This is a genomic window from Streptomyces sp. ISL-36, from assembly GCF_018614205.1.
Lineage (GTDB): Bacteria > Actinomycetota > Actinomycetes > Streptomycetales > Streptomycetaceae > Streptomyces.
Genome location: NZ_JAGGOS010000011.1, coordinates 11898 through 31266, shown reverse-complemented (window position 1 = coordinate 31266; position 19369 = coordinate 11898). Strand labels below are relative to the sequence as shown.

At 68.8% G+C, this 19369-nt stretch carries 19 protein-coding genes; 9 read left to right on the top strand and 10 right to left on the bottom strand.

Going from position 1 to position 19369, the window contains the following annotated elements:
- Positions 1-4: 4 nt before the first annotated feature.
- The 6 genes from gyrB to dnaA all read right to left on the bottom strand — a co-directional run bounded on the left by gyrB (position 5) and on the right by dnaA (position 9014).
- Entirely contained in the window at positions 5-2071 is a 2067-nt protein-coding gene (gene gyrB / locus J7E93_RS02110) for a DNA topoisomerase (ATP-hydrolyzing) subunit B (RefSeq protein ID WP_251065915.1), read from the bottom strand.
- 459 nt (positions 2072-2530) lie between these two features.
- Complete coding sequence (locus tag J7E93_RS02105; RefSeq protein ID WP_215065485.1) at positions 2531-3079, bottom strand: DUF721 domain-containing protein; 549 nt, start codon at positions 3077-3079, stop codon at positions 2531-2533.
- Between the two features lie 22 nt (positions 3080-3101).
- Positions 3102-4223 carry a DNA replication/repair protein RecF gene (recF, locus tag J7E93_RS02100; RefSeq protein ID WP_215065484.1) on the bottom strand — a complete coding sequence of 374 codons (1122 nt, stop codon included), beginning with the start codon at positions 4221-4223 and terminating at the stop codon, positions 3102-3104.
- A 54-nt stretch (positions 4224-4277) separates the two neighbouring features.
- On the bottom strand, positions 4278-5156 hold the full coding sequence (gene gnd, locus J7E93_RS02095; RefSeq protein ID WP_215065483.1) for a phosphogluconate dehydrogenase (NAD(+)-dependent, decarboxylating): 879 nt from the start codon (positions 5154-5156) through the stop codon (positions 4278-4280).
- A gap of 111 nt (positions 5157-5267) precedes the next feature.
- On the bottom strand, positions 5268-6398 hold the full coding sequence (gene dnaN, locus J7E93_RS02090; RefSeq protein WP_215065482.1) for a DNA polymerase III subunit beta: 1131 nt from the start codon (positions 6396-6398) through the stop codon (positions 5268-5270).
- 828 nt (positions 6399-7226) lie between these two features.
- On the bottom strand, positions 7227-9014 hold the full coding sequence (gene dnaA / locus J7E93_RS02085) for a chromosomal replication initiator protein DnaA (protein WP_215065481.1): 1788 nt from the start codon (positions 9012-9014) through the stop codon (positions 7227-7229).
- Positions 9015-9397: 383 nt separating this feature from the next.
- Here dnaA and rpmH point away from each other — a divergent pair, with 383 nt between their 5' ends.
- The 9 genes from rpmH (at position 9398) to J7E93_RS02040 (ending at position 16145) form a co-directional block, all read left to right on the top strand.
- Positions 9398-9535: a 50S ribosomal protein L34 gene (gene rpmH, locus J7E93_RS02080; protein ID WP_015659252.1), complete on the top strand. Its 138-nt coding sequence runs from the start codon at positions 9398-9400 to the stop codon at positions 9533-9535.
- Between the two features lie 21 nt (positions 9536-9556).
- A complete protein-coding gene (gene rnpA / locus J7E93_RS02075; protein ID WP_215065480.1) occupies positions 9557-9928 on the top strand; it encodes a ribonuclease P protein component in 372 nt (123 codons plus the stop codon).
- On the top strand, positions 9925-10251 hold the full coding sequence (gene yidD / locus J7E93_RS02070) for a membrane protein insertion efficiency factor YidD (RefSeq protein WP_215065479.1): 327 nt from the start codon (positions 9925-9927) through the stop codon (positions 10249-10251). Before rnpA ends, yidD begins: the two co-directional genes overlap by 4 nt.
- 3 nt (positions 10252-10254) lie before the next feature.
- The gene (gene yidC, locus J7E93_RS02065) at positions 10255-11565 is read left to right on the top strand and encodes a membrane protein insertase YidC (RefSeq protein WP_215065478.1); all 1311 of its coding nucleotides are present in this window, start codon (positions 10255-10257) and stop codon (positions 11563-11565) included.
- Positions 11566-11578: 13 nt separating this feature from the next.
- Positions 11579-12091 carry a R3H domain-containing nucleic acid-binding protein gene (locus J7E93_RS02060; RefSeq protein ID WP_215065477.1) on the top strand — a complete coding sequence of 171 codons (513 nt, stop codon included), beginning with the start codon at positions 11579-11581 and terminating at the stop codon, positions 12089-12091.
- A 115-nt stretch (positions 12092-12206) separates the two neighbouring features.
- Entirely contained in the window at positions 12207-12923 is a 717-nt protein-coding gene (gene rsmG, locus J7E93_RS02055; protein ID WP_215065476.1) for a 16S rRNA (guanine(527)-N(7))-methyltransferase RsmG, read from the top strand.
- Positions 12924-13190: 267 nt separating this feature from the next.
- A complete protein-coding gene (locus J7E93_RS02050; RefSeq protein ID WP_215065475.1) occupies positions 13191-14267 on the top strand; it encodes a ParA family protein in 1077 nt (358 codons plus the stop codon).
- On the top strand, positions 14264-15370 hold the full coding sequence (locus J7E93_RS02045; RefSeq protein WP_215065474.1) for a ParB/RepB/Spo0J family partition protein: 1107 nt from the start codon (positions 14264-14266) through the stop codon (positions 15368-15370). The genes J7E93_RS02050 and J7E93_RS02045 overlap by 4 nt, the downstream gene beginning before the upstream one ends.
- Positions 15371-15527: 157 nt before the next feature.
- On the top strand, positions 15528-16145 hold the full coding sequence (locus tag J7E93_RS02040; protein WP_215065473.1) for a GNAT family N-acetyltransferase: 618 nt from the start codon (positions 15528-15530) through the stop codon (positions 16143-16145).
- A gap of 89 nt (positions 16146-16234) precedes the next feature.
- Here J7E93_RS02040 and trxA read toward each other — a convergent pair whose 3' ends face one another.
- From trxA to sigM, 4 genes are all read right to left on the bottom strand, one after another.
- Entirely contained in the window at positions 16235-16579 is a 345-nt protein-coding gene (gene trxA, locus J7E93_RS02035) for a thioredoxin (RefSeq protein WP_308367573.1), read from the bottom strand.
- Between the two features lie 48 nt (positions 16580-16627).
- A complete protein-coding gene (gene trxB / locus J7E93_RS02030) occupies positions 16628-17602 on the bottom strand; it encodes a thioredoxin-disulfide reductase (RefSeq protein WP_215065472.1) in 975 nt (324 codons plus the stop codon).
- Between the two features lie 127 nt (positions 17603-17729).
- Positions 17730-18647: a zf-HC2 domain-containing protein gene (locus tag J7E93_RS02025; RefSeq protein WP_215065471.1), complete on the bottom strand. Its 918-nt coding sequence runs from the start codon at positions 18645-18647 to the stop codon at positions 17730-17732.
- The gene (gene sigM, locus J7E93_RS02020) at positions 18644-19348 is read right to left on the bottom strand and encodes an RNA polymerase sigma factor SigM (RefSeq protein WP_215065470.1); all 705 of its coding nucleotides are present in this window, start codon (positions 19346-19348) and stop codon (positions 18644-18646) included. Before sigM ends, J7E93_RS02025 begins: the two co-directional genes overlap by 4 nt.
- Positions 19349-19369 lie beyond the last annotated feature (21 nt).

Below are 19369 nucleotides of genomic sequence, written 5' to 3'. Positions count from 1 at the left end.
CGACTCAGATGTCGAGGAAGCGAACGTCCTTGGCGTTGCGCTGGATGAAGGAGCGCCGGGCCTCGACGTCCTCGCCCATCAGCACCGAGAACAGGTCGTCCGCCTGGGCCGCGTCGTCCAGGGTCACCTGGCCGAGGACACGGTGGTCCACGTCCATGGTGGTGATGCGCAGCTCCTCGGCGTTCATCTCGCCCAGACCCTTGAAGCGCTGGATCGAGTCCTCGCGGATCCGCTTGCCGTTCTGCTTGCCCAGCTCGACGAGCGCGTCGCGCTCACGGTCCGAGTACGCGTACTCGAAGTCGTCCCGGCCCCACTTGATCTTGTAGAGCGGCGGGCGGGAGAGGTAGACGTGACCGGCCTCGACCAGCGGACGCATGAAGCGGAAGAGGAAGGTCAGCAGCAGGGTGTTGATGTGCTGGCCGTCGACGTCGGCGTCCGCCATCAGAATGATCTTGTGATAGCGGAGCTTCTCGATGTCGAAGTCCTCGTGGACTCCGGTGCCGAAGGCCGAGATCAGCGCCTGGACCTCGGTGTTCTGCAGGATCTTGTCGATCCGCGCCTTCTCGACGTTCAGGATCTTGCCGCGGATCGGCAGGATGGCCTGGTACATCGGGTTGCGGCCGGACTTGGCCGAGCCGCCGGCGGAGTCACCCTCGACGATGAAGATCTCGCACATGGCGGGGTCGTTCGACTGGCAGTCGGACAGCTTGCCCGGCAGCGAGGCGCTCTCCAGGAGGCCCTTGCGACGGGTCAGGTCGCGTGCCTTGCGGGCCGCCACGCGCGCGGTGGCCGCCTGGATCGACTTACGGATGATGTCCGTGGCCTCGGTCGGGTTCCGGTCGAACCAGTCGTTGAGGTGCTCGTGCACGACCTTCTGCACGAAGGTCTTGGCCTCCGTGTTGCCCAGCTTGGTCTTGGTCTGGCCCTCGAACTGCGGCTCGCCCAGCTTGACCGAGATGATCGCGGTCAGACCCTCGCGGATGTCCTCACCGGTGAGGTTGTCGTCCTTCTCGCGCAGCAGCTTCTTCTCGCGCGCGTACCGGTTGACCAGGCCCGTGAGAGCGGCGCGGAAGCCCTCTTCGTGCGTACCGCCCTCGTGGGTGTGGATCGTGTTGGCGAAGGAGTAGACACCCTCGGTGTACTGCGAGTTCCACTGCATCGCGATCTCGACCGAGAGCATGCGCTCCTTGTCCTCGGCCTCGACGTCGATGACGGTGGGGTGAATCAGCTCGCCCTTGCGGGAGTTGAGGTACTTCACGAAGTCGACGATGCCGCCCTCGTAGTGGTACTTCACCGTCCTTGCCGGCTGCTCCTCCGCCGCCTCGGCGTCGGGGTCGTCGGCGCCGACCGTGGCCTTCGCGGACTCGCGCTCGTCGGTGAGCGTGATCGTCAGGCCCTTGTTGAGGAAGGCCATCTCCTGGAAGCGGCGCGAGAGCGTCTCGAAGGAGTACTCGGTCGTCTCGAAGATGTCCGGGTCGGACCAGAACGTGACCGAGGTGCCGGTCTCGTCGGTCTCCTCGTGCTGCGCGAGGGGCGCGGTGGGGACGCCCATCTTGTAGTCCTGCGTCCAGCGGTAGCCGTCGGTCTTGACCTCCACCGAGACCTTGGTGGAGAGGGCGTTGACGACGGAGACGCCGACGCCGTGCAGACCGCCGGAGACCGCGTAGCCGCCGCCGCCGAACTTGCCGCCCGCGTGGAGGACCGTCAGCACGACCTCGACGGCCGGCTTGCCCTCGGACGGGACGATGCCGACGGGGATGCCGCGGCCGTTGTCGACCACGCGGACGCCGCCGTCGGCCAGGATCGTCACATGGATGGTGTCCGCGTGACCGGCCAGGGCTTCGTCGACCGAGTTGTCGACGACCTCCTGCACCATGTGGTGCAGACCACGCTCACCGGTCGAGCCGATGTACATGCCGGGTCGCTTGCGGACCGCGTCCAGACCCTCGAGGACGGTGATCGCGGTGGCGTCGTACGACGCAGCGTTGGCGGACGGAGTGTTCTCGTTGGGGTTGCCGGAATCGGCCACGAAGCGCCCTTTCTGGCACAGCACAGGCCGTTCTCCGGGCATACGGGAGCGGCTGCGTCGTTCGACTTGTTCCGCGCGGTGGCGGGATTGTCTACCAGTCTACCGGTAGCGCTGACACGAATGGGGGTTTGCCGGTACCTGAGTCCGCATGTGCCGCCCTGGGCGGGCGCGAGACGACTCCCCATATCCGGGGAGGGGCTCCAGAGGGCTCTGACGGCCACCCAGCGCTTCGAGGTGTGACCCCTTGTGGCAATCCCTCCCAGGATGGTTGTGGGCAATCGTTCCGCAGGGCGGAACGGGTGGGCACAACCCACGGACGCGCCGCCCGCGCCAGGGCCCGCACCCCGGGCGCCCCGGGCCGCTCACGCCGTACGCCCCCGGTACACCGGCCCCGCGCAAGGCCCCGCGCAAGCCCGGTGCCCCACCGCCTGGCCCCAGTCACCCGGCCGGTCACCTGGCGGTCACCCGGCCCGGCCACGTGGCCCCGGTCCGCCCGGCGCCCTAGCCGTACGTGTCGCCGGGCCCCACCGACCCCGGCGCCCTGAGCGGCCCGTACCCCCGCCGCGGCCCGGCCGAAGGCCCCAGCACCTTGATGATCCGCACGGTCCCCTGCCCCAGGTCCTCGTTCAGCCGCGCCACCAGCCTCGGCGCGAGCAGCCGCAGCTGCGTCGCCCACGCCGTGGAGTCGCACTGCACGGTGAGCACCCGCGCCTCCGGGTCCTCCTCGTACTTCAGCGGCACGCAGTGCTTCGCCAGGTCCTCGCCCACGATCTGCGGCCAGCGCCCCATGACCCCGCCCACCGCGGCCGGCGTCTCCCAGCCGCGCTCGGTGATGAGCCGGTTGATCGCGGCGCCCAGCGCCAGCGGGTCACGGCCGTCCGCCCCCGACCCGGACCGCAGGCCACCGCCCCGCCGGGCCTGCTTCTTCTGCTGGGCGGCGGCGCCCCGCGCCTTCGCCTGCTCCTTGGCGGCGCGCAGCGCGACCCGCGCCAGGTCGACGCCGGACGGCTCGGGCGGAGCCTTCGGGCTCGGGGTCTCGTTCTCGCTCACAGCCTCACAGCCTCACAAACCCTCACAGCTTCTCCACCGAACCCCCGGCGACCCCGTACCGAACCCCCGCAAGCACCCCCGGCACGTCGTCGACCACCGCGGCGGTCACCAGCACCTGCTCGCCGGGAGCCACCAGCTCCGCCAGCCGCTCCCGGCGACGGGCGTCCAGCTCGGCGAAGACGTCGTCGAGGACCAGCACCGGCTCGTTCCCCTCCGCCCGCAGCAGGTCGTAGGCGGCCAGCCGCAGCGCCAGCGCGAACGACCAGGACTCCCCGTGGCTCGCGTACCCCTTCGCCGGCAGGTCGCCGAGCTTGAGCAGCAGCTCGTCCCGGTGCGGCCCGACCAGCGTGACGCCCCGTTCGATCTCCTGCTTGCGTACGTCCGCCAGCGCGGCGATCAGCTGCTCGTACAGCTCCTCCCGCGTGTGCCCGGGACCCGGCGCCGAGGGCCGGTACTCCAGCAGAATCGGTCCGCCGCCCGGCGCCAGCTGCTCGTACGCCTTGTCGGCCAGCGGCTGCAGCACACCGATCAGATCCAGCCGCTGGGCGAGAAGCTCGGCGCCCGTCCGTGCCAGGTGCTGGTCCCACACGTCGAGCGTCGACAGGTCCATGCCCCGGCCGCCGTGCCGGCGCGCCATCGCGGCGGACTTCAGAAGCGTGTTGCGCTGCTTCAGCACCCGCTCGTAGTCGGAGCGCACGCCCGCCATGCGCGGCGCGCGCGCCGTGATCAGTTCGTCGAGGAAGCGCCGGCGCTCCCCGGGATCGCCCTTCACCAGGGACAGATCCTCAGGCGCGAACAGCACGGTCCGTACGATTCCCAGCACGTCACGTGGTCTGACCTGCGAGGACCTATTGATACGGGCCCGGTTCGCGCGTCCCGGATTGAGCTCCAGCTCGATCAGCTGGGAGCGTTCGCCCTGGGTGACGGCGGCGCGGATGATCGCCCGGTCCGCCCCCATCCGTACGAGCGGCGCGTCCGAGGCGACGCGATGACTGCCGAGGGTGGCGAGGTAGCCGACGGCCTCGACGAGGTTCGTCTTGCCCTGGCCGTTCGCGCCCACGAAAGCCGTGACGCCCGGGTCGAGCGGGACCTCGACCCGGGCGTAGGAGCGGAAGTCGGCCAGCGACAGATGCGTGACATGCATGGTGTGCGCCGACCTTCCCCCGGCTGCTGTGCACCGGAGTGCACAGCCTGTGGATTACTTCTTGGACTCGACCGCGTGGCCACCGAACTGGTTGCGCAGCGCGGCGATCATCTTCATCTGCGGGGAGTCGTCCTGACGGGACGCGAACCGCGCGAACAGCGACGCGGTGATCGCGGGCAGCGGCACGGCGTTGTCGATCGCGGCCTCCACGGTCCACCGGCCCTCGCCGGAGTCCTGCGCGAAGCCGCGGAGCCTCTCCAGGTGCTCGTCCTCGTCCAGGGCGTTGACCGCCAGGTCGAGCAGCCAGGAACGGATGACGGTGCCCTCCTGCCAGGAGCGGAAGACCTCGCGCACGTCGGTGACGGAGTCGACCTTCTCCAGGAGCTCCCAGCCCTCGGCGTACGCCTGCATCATCGCGTACTCGATGCCGTTGTGGACCATCTTCGCGAAGTGGCCGGCGCCGACCTTGCCCGCGTGGACGGAGCCGAACTCGCCCTCGGGCTTGAGGGCGTCGAAGATCGGCTGGACCTTCGCCACGTTCTCGGCGTCGCCGCCGTACATCAGCGCGTAGCCGTTCTCCAGGCCCCACACACCGCCGGAGACGCCGCAGTCGACGAACCCGATGCCCTTGGCGGCGAGCTCCTCGGCGTGCTTCTCGTCGTCGGTCCAGCGGGAGTTCCCGCCGTCCACGACGATGTCACCAGGGGAGAGCAGTTCGGCCAGCTCGTCGACGGTGGACTGGGTCGCGGCACCGGCCGGGACCATGACCCACACGACGCGCGGACCCTTGAGCTTGCCCACAAGCTCTTCCAGGCTGTGGACATCGGCGAGGTCCGGGTTGCGGTCGTATCCGATGACGGTGTGGCCTGCGCGGCGGATGCGCTCACGCATGTTGCCGCCCATCTTGCCGAGACCGACGAGACCGAGCTCCATCAGAGATTCCTTAAGCGTCGTGTGCGGTTCGTACCCGCGTCCGAGCCTACGCCCGGACGCGGGTGCACACCTGTGGGGTCAGCCGCTCAGTCGACGACCGTCCCGCCGGGGTCAGCCGCTGAGGCGCACCGGCATGATCAGGTACTTGTACGCCTCGTCCGCCTCCGCGTCCACGGCCGGCTTGCCGCTCAGCAGCGCCGGCTTGGTGGAGGTGGTGAAGGAGAGCTGGGCGACCGGGGAGTCGATCGCGCTCAGACCGTCGAGCAGGAAGGTCGGGTTGAAGGCGATCGAGATGTCGTCGCCCTCCAGCTGCGCGTCCACACGCTCCACAGCCTGTGCATCGTCGCTGGAGCCGGCCTCCAGGATCAGCACGCCCTGCTCGAAGCTGAGCCGGACCGGGGTGTTGCGCTCGGCGACCAGGGCCACACGCTTGACGGCCTCGACGAAGGGGCCGGTCTCGATCACCGCGACCGAGTTGAACTCGGTGGGGAAGAGCGTCCGGTACTTCGGCAGGTCGCCTTCGAGCAGCCGGGTGGTGGTGCGGCGGCCCGCGCCCTCGAAACCGATCAGGCCCTCGCCCTTGCCGGAGCCCGAGAGCGCCAGGGTGACGGTGTCGCCGCTGGTCAGCGCCTTGGCGGTGTCCAGGAGGGTCTTCGCGGGCACCAGGGCGACGGCGGAGGCGTCCGGGGACTCCGGCTTCCACAGGAACTCGCGGACCGCGAAGCGGTAGCGGTCGGTGGAGGCCAGGGTGACCGTGTCGCCCTCGATCTCGATGCGCACACCGGTGAGCACGGGCAGCGTGTCGTCACGGCCCGCGGCGATGGCGACCTGGGCGGCGGCGGAGGCGAAGATCTCGCCGGGCACGGTGCCGGTCGCGGTCGGCATCTCCGGCAGGGCCGGGTACTCCTCCACAGGCAGGGTGTGGAGGGTGAAGCGGGAGGAGCCGCAGACCACGGTCGCCCGTACACCGTCTGTGGAAATCTCCACCGGCCGGTTGGGGAGGGCGCGGCAGATGTCGGCGAGCAGGCGGCCGGAGACCAGGACCGTGCCGTCCTCCTCGACCTCCGCCTCGACGGAGACGCGGGCGGAGACCTCGTAGTCGAAGCTCGAGAAGCTCAGCGCGCCGTCCTCGGCCTTCAGCAGAAGGCCCGCGAGTACGGGCGCCGGCGGACGGGCCGGAAGGCTGCGGGCCACCCAGGCCACCGCCTCCGCGAGTACATCGCGCTCCACCCGGATCTTCACCGGAACCGCCTCCTGCTGTTGCTGGCTCTTCGTCGACTGCGGGAACCAGTCTGACGTACGCCGCCGACACTCGGTGCGGCTCGGGGTCAAGTCGCGACAAGAGGCTGCCGAGGCTCCGGCGCCGAGTTGTGCACAGGCCCCACTTCGAAGCGGATTCCGGGCTAACTCTATGTGGGAGTAGTAGTAGGGCCTGTGGAAACGGTGGATAACGTCGTATGCGCAGGTCAGCGCAGGTTTTTTGTCCACTGCCCCTGTGGGTGGAGCCCGTGGACAACCGGGGCGTTCTGTGGACGCCCAAAAGTTCTGCACACCCGGTACACAGGCCACGGGGAGTTCTCCCCAGCGATGTCCCCAGCTTTACCCACGTTCCCCACAGCCCAATCGTCTCCCTTGGTGTGACCGCTTTCACTCGACGCGGTGAGCGGGGGTGTCTCGTTGCCGAACAGTGGACAGCGGTGTGGAGAAGCTGTGGGCAACCGAGCGCCGCCTGTGGGTTGGCGGTGGACAACGGTGACGAGCCCCTGTGGACGAAATTTTCGTCCACAGGCTGTGGATCAAGGTTGCCAACAAATCCACACCCCTCTGAGCTGGGGTGATGACCCCCTGGCCGGTCGGCCTGTGGAAGCGATCCGGATAACTCGGCAGTCCCCACCCTGTGGACGGAAGATCATCCCTCAATCTGTGGAGAACCCGCCACCCGTCCTTCGTATTCGAACACCGCGACCGCGCACAGGCGTGTGGAAAGGGGCCGGCGACGCGGCGGAGTACGACGAAGGGCGCCCCGGGAGGTGTCCCGGAGCGCCCTACGGAGGGTGCGGAGCGGCTCTCTCAGCCGTTCTTGATGCGGTTGGTGAGCTCGGTGACCTGGTTGTAGATGGAGCGCCGCTCGGCCATCAGCGCGCGGATCTTGCGGTCCGCGTGCATCACGGTCGTATGGTCGCGGCCGCCGAACTGCGCCCCGATCTTCGGCAGCGACAGGTCCGTGAGCTCCCGGCACAGGTACATGGCGATCTGGCGGGCGGTCACCAGCACTCGGCTGCGTGAGGATCCGCAGAGGTCCTCCACCGTCAGCCCGAAGTAGTCGGCCGTGGCCGCCATGATCGCGCTCGCGGTGATCTCCGGCGCCGCGTCCTCGCCGCCCGGGATCAGGTCCTTGAGCACGATCTCGGTGAGCCCCAGGTCCACCGGCTGCCGGTTGAGGCTCGCGAAGGCGGTGACGCGGATCAGCGCGCCCTCCAGCTCACGGATGTTCCGCGAGATGCGGGAGGCGATGAACTCCAGCACCTCCGGCGGGGCGTTGAGCTGCTCCTGGACGGCCTTCTTGCGGAGGATCGCGATCCGCGTCTCCAGCTCCGGCGGCTGCACATCGGTGGTCAGGCCCCACTCGAAGCGGTTGCGCAGCCGGTCCTCCAGAGTCATCAGCTGCTTGGGCGGCCGGTCCGAGGAGAGCACGATCTGCTTGTTCGCGTTGTGCAGCGTGTTGAAGGTGTGGAAGAACTCCTCCTGCGTCGACTCCTTGCTCGCGAGGAACTGGATGTCGTCGACCAGAAGGATGTCCACATCGCGGTAGCGCTTACGGAAGGTGTCACCCTTGCCGTCGCGGATCGAGTTGATGAACTCGTTGGTGAACTCCTCCGAGCTCACGTACCGCACCCGGGTGCCGGGGTAGAGGCTGCGCGCGTAGTGCCCGATGGCGTGCAGCAGGTGCGTCTTGCCGAGGCCCGACTCCCCGTAGATGAAGAGCGGGTTGTACGCCTTCGCGGGCGCCTCGGCCACCGCGACGGCGGCCGCGTGCGCGAATCGGTTCGAGGATCCGATGACGAAGGTGTCGAAGAGGTACTTCGGGTTGAGGCGTGCGTGCTGCTCGCCCGGGGCGCCGGACGTGCCCTGTCCGGAGGACGAGCCGGGACGGCCCACTCCGGGGCCGCCGCCCACGGGGCCCGGTACGGGCCCGCCCGGACGCTGCCCCTGGCCCGCTCCGCGACCCTGCGGGTCGGGCAGCTCGGCCCGCTCCTGCCGCTGCGGCTGGTCGTAGGCCGGCGGGCGCTCGTCGTACCGCGGCTGCTGGGACTGCTGCTGCCGGGGACCCGCGTACGGGTCGCGCTCCTGGTAGCCGCCGAGCCGCGGCTGCTGCCAGGAGAGGTCCTCCTGGGTGCGCGGCCAGGAGCCCGGGTCGGGGCGCTGCTGCTGGTAGTCCGGGTAGGCGGGGCGTGCGGTGGGCAGCCCGTCGTCGGCCATCGGCCGGTGGCCGTAGCCGTCGTACTTCTCGTAGGACTCCGCCGGCGGGCGCTCGTCGTAGCGCGGCTGCTGCTGGACCGGCGGGGCGGGCGGGCTCGGCTCGCCCACGGAGTCGTCGACGGTGATCGCGATCCGGATCGGGCGGCCGCACTCGCGGCTCAGGGTCTCGCTGATCAGCGGCGCCAAGCGCCCCTCGAGGACCCGCTTGCCCCACTCGTTGGGAACGGCGAGGAGCGCGGTGTCGGCCACCAGTGCGAGAGGCTGGCAGCGCTCGATCCACTGCTTGTCCTTGGGCTCGATGCCCTGCTGGCCTTCTCCGAGGAGCTGCTCCAGCACGCGTGGCCACACTGCGGCAAGATCGGCAGGTACGTCAGCCACAGGGCACGCTTCCTCGCAGGTCCCACGAATGTGTGGTTCTCGGGACGGTAGGTCGAAGTCCGTGAGGACAGGTAAGGACAGAACGGAAAAAGAAGTCGGGAGTCCAGCCACGGTAGTCGCGGCGGCTGACCTCGTTCAAGTTGTTGTCCACAGCCTGTGCACAATGGGACCCCGGTGATCGGCCGGTTTGACCGGATGGCGTAGCCGCGCGTACCGTAACCAGGTCGAGTTGTCGATGGCTGCTGCCGCCTGCCTCCGATGGGCAAAGATCACGGTCTGTGATCGTGAAGCGGTGCACTCGGGCGTATTGCGAGCTACTCGTGGGCGCACGGTGACAGCCAGGCGATGTCCCGCCATCAACGAATCATTTCTGGAGCCCCCGAGTGAGCAAGCGCACCTTCCAGCCGAACAACCGTCGTCGCGCCAAGACCCACGGCTTCCGCCTGCGGATGCGCACGCGTGCCGGTCGCGCCATCCTGGCGAACCGTCGTGCCAAGGGTCGCGCGAGCCTGTCCGCCTGATCCGCTTAAACAGGTCATGACGTGCTGCCTACCGAGAATCGGCTGAGGCGGCGCGAGGACTTCGCAACCGCGGTACGCCGAGGTCGCCGGGCCGGTCGCCCGCTCCTCGTCGTCCATCTGAGCAGCGGTGCAACGGACCCGCACGCGCCTGGGGAGAGCGCTCCCCCGACGCGTGCGGGTTTCGTCGTGAGCAAGGCCGTGGGCGGTGCGGTCGTACGCAACCAGGTCAAGCGACGCCTGCGCCATCTCGTCCGCGAACGGCTCTCCGAGCTGCCCCCCGGTAGCCTGGTGGTCGTACGGGCGTTGCCCGGAGCCGGCGACGCCGATCACGCACAGCTGGCCCGAGACCTGGACGCCGCGCTTCAGCGGCTCCTGGGAGGGGGCACGCGATGAAGTACCCGCTGCTGGCTCTCATCAAGCTGTACCAGTGGACGATCAGCCCGCTCCTCGGGCCCGTCTGCCGGTACTACCCGTCGTGTTCCCACTACGGATTCACGGCCATCGACCGGCATGGCGCGATCAAGGGCACAGCCCTGACCGCCTGGCGCATCCTGCGGTGCAATCCGTGGTCGCCCGGCGGCGTGGACCACGTGCCTGCGCGCAAGCGCCCCCGTTGGCACGAAATGCTGCGGAACGCGCTGCGCGGCGACAAGGGCGGGTCCACCGCCGAGACGAGCCCGGCCGCAGAGACCTCGCCCAATGCTCAAGGAGCCTGATTAGTGGACACGATTGCCAGTTTTTTCAGCTTCATCACCTGGCCCGTTTCCTGGGTCATCGTCCAGTTCCACAAGCTGTACGGGGCGATCTTCGGCCCTGACACGGGCTGGGCCTGGGGCCTGTCGATCGTGTCCCTGGTGGTGCTGATCCGGATCTGTCTGATCCCGCTGTTCGTCAAGCAGATCAAGTCGACCCGGAACATGCAGGCGCTCCAGCCGAAGATGAAGGCGATCCAGGAGCGCTTCAAGAGCGACAAGCAGCGTCAGTCCGAAGAGATGATGAAGCTGTACAAGGAGACGGGTACCAACCCGCTCTCCTCGTGCCTGCCCATCCTGGCGCAGTCCCCGTTCTTCTTCGCCCTGTACCACGTGCTCTCCAACATCGCCCAGGGCGACGAGATCGGCGTCATCAACCAGTCGCTGCTCGAGAGCGCGCGACAGGCGCACATCTTCGGCGCCCCGCTGGCCGCGACCTTCACCGACAGCGCTCAGGAAGTCGCCGCTCTCGACGCCTCGCTGGTCTCGGTCCGCATCGTCACCGCGATCATGATCGTCATGATGTCGGCCTCGCAGTTCTTCACCCAGCGCCAGCTGATGATGAAGAACGTCGACCTCTCGGTGAAGACCCCGTACATGCAGCAGCAGAAGATGCTCATGTACATCTTCCCGTTGATCTTCGCGGTCATGGGTATCAACTTCCCCGTCGGTGTCCTCGTCTACTGGCTGACCACGAACGTGTGGACCATGGGCCAGCAGATGTACGTGATCAACCAGAACCCGACCCCGGGCAGCAAGGCGCAGGACTCCTACCTCCAGCGCCTGCTGAAGAGCGTCACGCAGCACGGTGAGGTCCGCGGCCGTCGCCGCAAGAACATCGTCAAGGTGATCGTCGCCAAGGGCAGCGACCGCAACGAGAACGAGCGCCGCTTCTTCGCGGGCCTGGCCAAGGCCGGGTTCGCGGCTCAGGCCGACGGCACGGTGATCAAGAGCGACACCGTCACCGTCGAGGCCGAGGGTGGCGCCGCCGCCAAGCGTCAGCAGCCCAAGCGCCAGACGAAGGCCAAGCGCCAGGCCGCCGCGGGCCAGTCCACGGCGAAGAGCGCCGAGGACGGCGTCGACTCCACCGACTCCGGCGAGCCCACCACGTCGCTGGAGAAGAAGCCGCAGGACGCGGCTCAGGACACGGCCAAGGACTCGGCGCAGGGCGACAAGCCCGCACGGCCGAGCCGGGCCAACTCCGGAGCCTCCCGTCAGGCCAAGTCCGGTCAGCGCAAGGGCCAGCAGCGCCCCAAGCACCCGTCGTCCAAGAAGTAGAAGGAGTCGATCCGTGACGGAAGGCACCACCTCCGCCGCCGCCGAGGGTGGCGACACCCTGACCCGCCTCGAGCAGGAGGGTGAGATTGCGGCCGACTACCTCGAAGGTCTGCTCGACATCGCCGACCTCGATGGCGACATCGACATGGACGTCGAGGCGGACCGGGCCGCGGTCTCGATCATCAGTGACTCGAGCAGCCGTGACCTTCAGAAGCTCGTGGGTCGCGACGGCGAGGTGCTGGAGGCGCTCCAGGAGCTGACCCGTCTGGCTGTGCACCGGGAGACCCGTGACCGCAGTCGGCTCATGCTCGACATCGCCGGGTTCCGCGCCAAGAAGCGTGAGGAGCTCGCCGAGATCGGCGCCAAGGCCGCGTCCGAGGTGAAGTCCACCGGTGAGCCGGTCAAGCTGGACCCGATGACGCCGTTCGAGCGCAAGGTCGTGCACGACGCGGTCGCGGCCGCGGGTCTGCGCAGCGAGTCCGAGGGCGAGGAGCCGCAGCGCTTCGTCGTCGTTCTCCCTGCCTGAGCAATTTCGCAGTGTCGGCCCCGTCTGCTCGCAGGCGGGGCCGATCTTGTCAGCCTGATACTCAGCCACCACAGTGCGCTCGCACCTATGCGTGCGGTGCGGAAGGACGGTTCCCGTGACGGAGGCAGCGGAGCTCCCCCCTGCGCCCGAACAGGCGCGGACGGTATTCGGTGAGTATTTCCCGGAGGCTGTCCGGTACGCGGAGCTCCTCGCGGACGCGGGCGTCAAGCGTGGCCTGATCGGCCCGCGTGAGGTGCCCCGGCTGTGGGAGCGGCACCTGTTGAACTGTGCGGTGCTCTCCGAGGTGGTCCCCGAGGGCGTCACCGTGTGCGATGTCGGCTCGGGCGCCGGCCTGCCCGGTATCCCGCTGGCCCTGGTGCGGCCCGACCTGAAGATCACGCTCCTGGAACCGCTGCTCCGCCGTACGAACTTCCTTCAGGAGGTCGTGGAGCTGCTCGGGCTCGACCATGTGACCGTGGTCCGAGGCCGTGCCGAGGAGGTGCTCGGGACGCTCCCGCCTGTCCACGTGGTGACGGCGCGTGCCGTGGCCCCGCTGGACCGGCTGGCCGGCTGGGGTGTCCCGCTGCTGCGTCCGTACGGAGAGATGCTGGCCCTCAAGGGCGACACCGCCGAGGAGGAGATCGACGGCGCCCGTGCCGCGCTCTCCAAGCTCGGTGTGGTGGAAACCACGGTGCTTCAGGTCGGCGAAGGCATCGTGGACCCGTTGGCGACCGTCGTACGGGTGGAGGTCGGCGAGAGCCCCGGTGGTGTGAGGTTCGCCGCCAAGCGAGCCAAGGCCGCCCGCCCCAGCAGGACCCGCCGTCGTCGCTGAGGCGTCAACGCGGCGCAACTGATCCGTACAAGCTGCCATACGTACGTATTGCGGAGTGTCGAGCGGTCCTGGGTCGACGGCGAGTGCATCGTGTTTCACGTGAAACGTCGCTCACTGCTGCAGGGGATCATCAGCCGCGGCCGCGCGGCTGCCACGCCCCGGGACCGCAAACCGCCCGTGAAGCCCCCCACGAGGGTGACGGGGTTGTCCACCGAGGTGGATTCGTCCACAGAACCACGGACCTCGCTGGTTCACGACCCCGAAAGCATGGCAGGCTCTGTGCATCGCGAGCCTGAAGCCGAGGAGAGTGAATCCTTGCGGTCCGACGCCAACATCGCGGGACCGATGACCGATCCGGTCCCCGGTCCCCGAACCGAATCGGTGGGGGAGGATGTTTCACGTGAAACACCGCCCCCCATGGACGACACCCCCATTGGTCGTGCAGCCCAGCTGGCAGTAGAGGCGCTGGGGCGTGCCGGCGAGGGTCTTCCTCGGCCCACCCAGACACGCATCATGGTCGTCGCCAACCAGAAGGGTGGAGTGGGGAAGACCACCACGACGGTCAACCTTGCCGCTTCTCTGGCGCTGCATGGCGCCAGGGTCCTGGTCATCGACCTCGACCCGCAGGGCAATGCCTCGACCGCCCTGGGGATCGACCACCACGCCGAAGTCCCCTCGATCTATGACGTTCTGGTGGAGAGCAAGCCGCTCTCCGACGTGGTCCAGCCCGTACAGGACGTCGAAGGTCTCTTCTGCGCCCCGGCCACCATCGATCTCGCCGGTGCGGAGATCGAGCTGGTGTCGCTGGTGGCGCGGGAGAGCCGACTGCAGCGTGCGATCCAGGCGTACGAGCAGCCGCTGGACTACATCCTGATCGACTGCCCGCCGTCGCTGGGCCTGCTGACGGTCAACGCCCTGGTGGCTGGGGCCGAGGTGCTGATCCCGATCCAGTGCGAGTACTACGCGCTGGAGGGCCTGGGGCAGCTCCTGCGGAACGTCGAGCTGGTGCGCGGACACCTCAACCCCACGCTGCATGTCTCGACGATCCTGCTCACCATGTACGACGGCCGGACGAGGCTCGCCTCTCAGGTGGCCGACGAGGTGCGCACCCACTTCGGCAAGGAGGTGCTGCGGACGAGCATCCCGCGATCCGTGCGCATCTCGGAGGCGCCGAGCTACGGGCAGACCGTCCTCACCTACGACCCGGGCTCCAGTGGTTCACTGTCGTACCTCGAAGCGGCTCGCGAGATCGCGCTGCGCGGCGTGGGCATCCACTACGACCCGCAGCACGCCCGAGTGGGCCACCAGAACAGCCAGCAGAACATGTCGGAGGGGATCCAGTGAGCGAGCGACGTAGGGGATTGGGGCGTGGGCTCGGTGCGCTGATCCCGGCTGCTCCCCAGGAGCGACAGCTGCCGGCTGTCGGTATGGGGGCGGGCTCCGCCTCTCCGGGAGCCATCCCGGGAGTCTCGTCGGATCGCGGGGTGGCCGCCGCCAAGGTGGCGACTCTTCCGCAGAGCCCGCAATCTCCCGATTCCGTGGTGCCGGTGGTCGAGACCGAGCCGATCGCGGAGCCCGAGTCCCCTGCGGGGGCCCACTTCGCCGAGCTGCCGTTGGACTTCATCACGCCCAACCCGCGGCAGCCGCGTGAGGTCTTCGACGAGGACGCGCTGGCGGAGCTGATCACCTCTATCAAGGAGGTCGGCCTGCTCCAGCCCGTCGTCGTACGGCAGCTGGGCACCGAGCGCTACGAGCTCATCATGGGTGAGCGCCGGTGGAGGGCCTGCCGTGAGGCCGGCCTGGAGCGCATTCCCGCCATCGTCCGCGCCACGGACGACGAGAAGCTTCTGCTGGACGCCCTGCTGGAGAACCTCCACCGGGCCCAGCTGAACCCGCTGGAAGAAGCCGCGGCCTACGACCAGCTGCTCAAGGACTTCAACTGCACCCACGACCAGCTGGCCGACCGCATCGGGCGCTCGCGCCCGCAGGTCTCCAACACGCTGCGTCTGCTGCGGCTCTCCCCGCCGGTCCAGCGGCGGGTCGCCGCCGGAGTCCTCTCGGCCGGTCATGCCCGAGCTCTGCTCTCCGTGGACGACCCGGAGACGCAGGACAAGCTGGCGTACCGGATCGTGGCCGAGGGGCTCTCGGTGCGTGCGGTCGAGGAGATCGTGACGCTGATGGGCTCGGAGCCCACGTCCACGACCAAGCCGAAGGGCCCGAGGGCGGGAGGGCGGGTGTCGCCGGCGCTGACGGACCTCGCCTCGCGGCTCTCGGACCGTTTCGAGACGCGGGTGAAGGTCGACCTGGGACAGAAGAAGGGCAAGATCGTCGTCGAGTTCGCCTCGATGGAGGATCTGGACCGGATTCTCTCGACCTTGGCTCCCGGCGAGGGACGGGTCATGGACCAGAGCAACTCCGAGCAGAGCGAGGCGGACCGCGAGGGCTGATCCCCCTTCGCGTCGCCCAGGGCGGGCCGTGCTCCGGTGAAAACTGGAACACCGTCCGCCCTTTGCCTGCGCGCGGTATCGCCCTGATCGCCCCATGGATACGATTCTGGGAGGGCGTATCCGTGCTGCGATGGCCAATGGGAAGCGAGGAACAGCCGTGGGGCGTCGGCTCGTACCGCTCACTCTGGACAACCTTCCGGACCTCCCCAAGCGGTGTCGCTCGTGCGTCTTCTGGGAGCTCGACCCCGTCAGCGGTGAGGCTGCGGTGAAAGCGGGCCGACCGGAGCTGGAGAAGGAAGCGTGGATCTCCGCCGTGCTGTTGGAGTGGGGTTCCTGCGGTCGCGTCGTCTATGTGGACGAGGTTCCCGTGGGCTTCGTCCTCTACGCGCCCCCGGCGTATGTGCCACGGTCCACGGCGTTTCCCACGAGCCCGGTCTCCGCGGACGCGGTGCAGTTGATGACGGCCTGGATCATGCCGGGCTATCAGGGCCAGGGGCTTGGCCGGACGATGGTGCAGACCGTGGCCAAGGATCTTCTGCGGCGGGGGTTCAGGGCGATCGAGGCCTTCGGCGATGCGCGGTGGAAGGAACCTGCCTGTGTGTTGCCGGCGGACCATCTTCTGGCGGTGGGCTTCAAGACCGTACGGCCCCATCCCGCGCATCCGCGACTGAGGTTGGAGCTCAGGACGACGCTCTCCTGGAAGGAGGACGTCGAGCTCGCCCTGGACCGGCTCCTGGGAGCCGTCCAGAAGGAACCGGCGTTGCGGCCCCTGTAAGCCACATGGTTAGCCGCACGCGCTGTGAGTGCGACAACGGCCCGCCCCCGAAGGGACGGGCCGTTCATGTTTCACGTGAAACAGAGGCGTCAGGCCTTGGTGGCCTCGTCGGAGACGAAGCCCGCGAGGTCGCGGAGGATCGCGGCCTTCGGCTTGGCACCGACGATGGTCTTCACGACCTCGCCGTTCTGGTAGACGTTCAGCGTCGGGATCGACATGACGCCGTACTTGGCAGCCGTGGCCGGATTCTCGTCGATGTTGAGCTTCACGATCTCGATCTCACCGTGCTCGGCGGCGATGGCCTCCAGCGACGGGGCGATCTGACGGCACGGTCCGCACCAGGCGGCCCAGAAGTCCACCAGGACGGGCTTGTCGCTCTTGAGGACCTCGTCCTCGAAGGAAGCGTCGGTCACGTTCTTCAGGGCGCCGGCCACGGCGACCTCCTTAACTTCGCGGGGTGTGGAGTGGGGAAAGCCTGTGGGTCAGACCGCGGGGGTCTTCTCCGGCTCGGCGAGCTTGTCGCTGTCGGCGAGCGCGGCCAGGAAGCGCTCGGCGTCGAGCGCGGAGGAGCAGCCCGTGCCGGCGGCGGTGATCGCCTGGCGGTAGGTGTGGTCGACGACGTCACCGGCTCCGAAGACGCCGGAGAGGTTCGTCCGCGTCGACGGGGCGTCGACCTTGAGGTAACCCTCCTCGTCCAGCTCCAGCTGGCCCTTGAAGAGCTCCGTCCGCGGGTCGTGACCGACAGCGATGAAGAGACCGGTCACCGGCAGCTCGCTGGTCTCGCCGGTCTTGGTGTTCCGCAGCGTCAGACCGGAGAGCTTCTGGTCACCGTGGATCTCGGCGACCTCGCTGTCCCAGGCGAACTTGATCTTCGGGTCGGCGAAGGCGCGCTCCTGCATCGCCTTGGAGGCGCGCAGGGTGTCACGGCGGTGGACGATGGTGACGGACTTGGCGAAGCGGGAGAGGAACGTGGCCTCCTCCATCGCCGTGTCGCCGCCGCCGACGACGGCGATGTCCTGGTCCTTGAAGAAGAACCCGTCGCAGGTGGCGCACCAGGAGACACCGCGGCCGGAGAGGGCGTCCTCGTTCGGAAGACCGAGCTTGCGGTGCTGGGAGCCGGTCGTGACGATGACGGCCTTCGCGCGGTGCACGGTGCCGGCGGTGTCCGTGACGGTCTTGATGTCGCCCGTGAGGTCCACGGCGACCACGTCGTCCGGGACCAGCTCGGCACCGAAGCGCTCGGCCTGGGCGCGCATGTTGTCCATCAGGTCCGGGCCCATGATGCCGTCACGGAAGCCGGGGAAGTTCTCCACGTCGGTCGTGTTCATCAGGGCGCCACCAGCGGTGACAGCTCCTTCGAAGACCAGCGGCTTCAGCGACGCACGCGCCGTGTAGAGCGCAGCGGTGTAACCCGCGGGCCCGGAGCCGATGATGATCACGTTACGGACGTCGCTCACGGGTTTCTTCCTCGTCTCTGCAGACTGCCTACTGCCTACGGGGCGATCGGGTCGGTGACTCTCACCCCACCCAACGGATCCTACGGGGCTTGCATTCCCGAGTCCGCCGCGCGGCACGGCGTCGAGGTCAGGACCGAGGGTAGGACTGCGTGAGCATTACCTCAGCCTTGCCCTTCCCGCCCTTGTCCACGCAGGACGCGTCCAGTACATAGGCCTGCACCCGCGAGCCGTCGGCGGGGTGGGGGAGGACGAGGAGATAGGCCGCCGTTCCCTGGTACTCCCCCTTCTGGAAGGCGAGCACCGCGTCGGTGCGGCCCGTGCCCGCCGAGACGCAGCTCGGCGGCGACTCGGCCGTCCCACGCTTAGGGGTGTCACCACCCTCGGCGGACATCGACTCGGGGCTCGTCCCCTTGGACGACCTGAAGGTGTCCCCCTGATGCAGGAGCTCGCGGACCCGGGCTTCGACCGGCATCCCGTCGAAGTGGCTCGGCGAGGCCGAGCGGGCGGCCGTGTCGGTCTTCGTGTCGCCGGAGTCGCCGCCGAGGGTCTGTACGCCCCCCTGGGCGAAGAAGAGGCTCATGCCCAGAGCTGCGGCTCCGAAGACCGCGCCGAGCGCTGCGACCCGGCGGCGGCGGGCACGGCGAGGCCGGCCAGGGCCGGTGGCGGCGCGAGGGCTTCCGGCGGGGCGATCCACTGCGGGGGAGGGCGATGGAGAGAGGGACGGCTCGGCGCGGGCGCTCGTCGTTTCACGTGAAACATGGGCGCCGACATCCGGTGTGGTGGCGTTGAGCAGCGCTTCGGCAGCCAGGGCGGCGTCGATACGGCCGGCGATCTCGGCGGGCATCCGAGGCGGGCCGGGGAGCGTCCCCAGCAGCCCGCGGATCTCCTCCAGGGAGGTGCGTACATCGGCACAGAGGGAGCAGCCCTCGATGTGCTGACGCACGGCCGCGGTACGGGACGGTGAGAGCAGCCCCTCGGTGAGGTCGGAGATCTCCGAGACGTCCGGGTGCTGTGTCGTGTCGGCCATGCCGGTCGTGGAACTCACGCGCGCCCACCTCCGCCCTTCACAGCAGCCGGGCCATTCGGTCCGGTATTCGATGACCCCGACACCGGTGGGACGGATGTCCCCGGCGTCCGGTTCCTTCCCCGGTCAGGGCCTTCGTTACCCACTGTGTCGGCGCGCAGATGAGTGAGCATCGGAAGGAGCCTCGCCCGGCCCCGCGCGCAGCGGCTCTTCACGGTTCCGGTGGGCACATCGAGGATCCGGGCGGCTTCCGCCACCGGGTAGCCCTGCATGTCGACGAGGACGAGCGCCGCACGCTGTTCCTTGGGGAGGGTGGCGAGGGCGGCCAGCAGCTCACGGTGGAGGTCCTGCCGCTCGGCGGGAGCCTCGGCCGACTCCGCGGGCTCGAGGAGCTGCTCGAAGCGTTCGGTGTCGTCGAGCGGCGAGGTCTTGCGGGAAGCCGTCTTGCGGGCCCGGTCGAGACAGGCGTTGACCGTGATGCGGTGGAGCCAGGTCGTGACGGCCGACTGGCCGCGGAAGGTGTGCGCGGCACGGAAGGCCGAGACGAGGGCGTCCTGGACGGCGTCAGCGGCCTCCTCGCGGTCCCCCAGCGTCCGCAGCGCCACCGCCCACAGTCGATCGCGGTGGCGCCGTACGAGCTCACCGAAGGCGTGGGGATCGCCGGCGACATGCCTCGCCAGCAGTTCCTGGTCGCTGATGTCGTCGCCTTTGACGTCGTCCAACGGTGAGCCCCCTCCCCTGGT

Coding starts and splice junctions, on each gene's coding strand:
- gyrB (WP_251065915.1), bottom strand. CDS start 2,071: ATGCCCGGAGAACGGCCTGTGCTGTGCCAGAAAGGGCGCTTCGTGGCC.
- recF (WP_215065484.1), bottom strand. CDS start 4,223: ATGCATGTCACGCATCTGTCGCTGGCCGACTTCCGCTCCTACGCCCGG.
- gnd (WP_215065483.1), bottom strand. CDS start 5,156: ATGGAGCTCGGTCTCGTCGGTCTCGGCAAGATGGGCGGCAACATGCGT.
- yidD (WP_215065479.1), top strand. CDS start 9,925: ATGAAGTACCCGCTGCTGGCTCTCATCAAGCTGTACCAGTGGACGATC.
- J7E93_RS02050 (WP_215065475.1), top strand. CDS start 13,191: ATGGCAGGCTCTGTGCATCGCGAGCCTGAAGCCGAGGAGAGTGAATCC.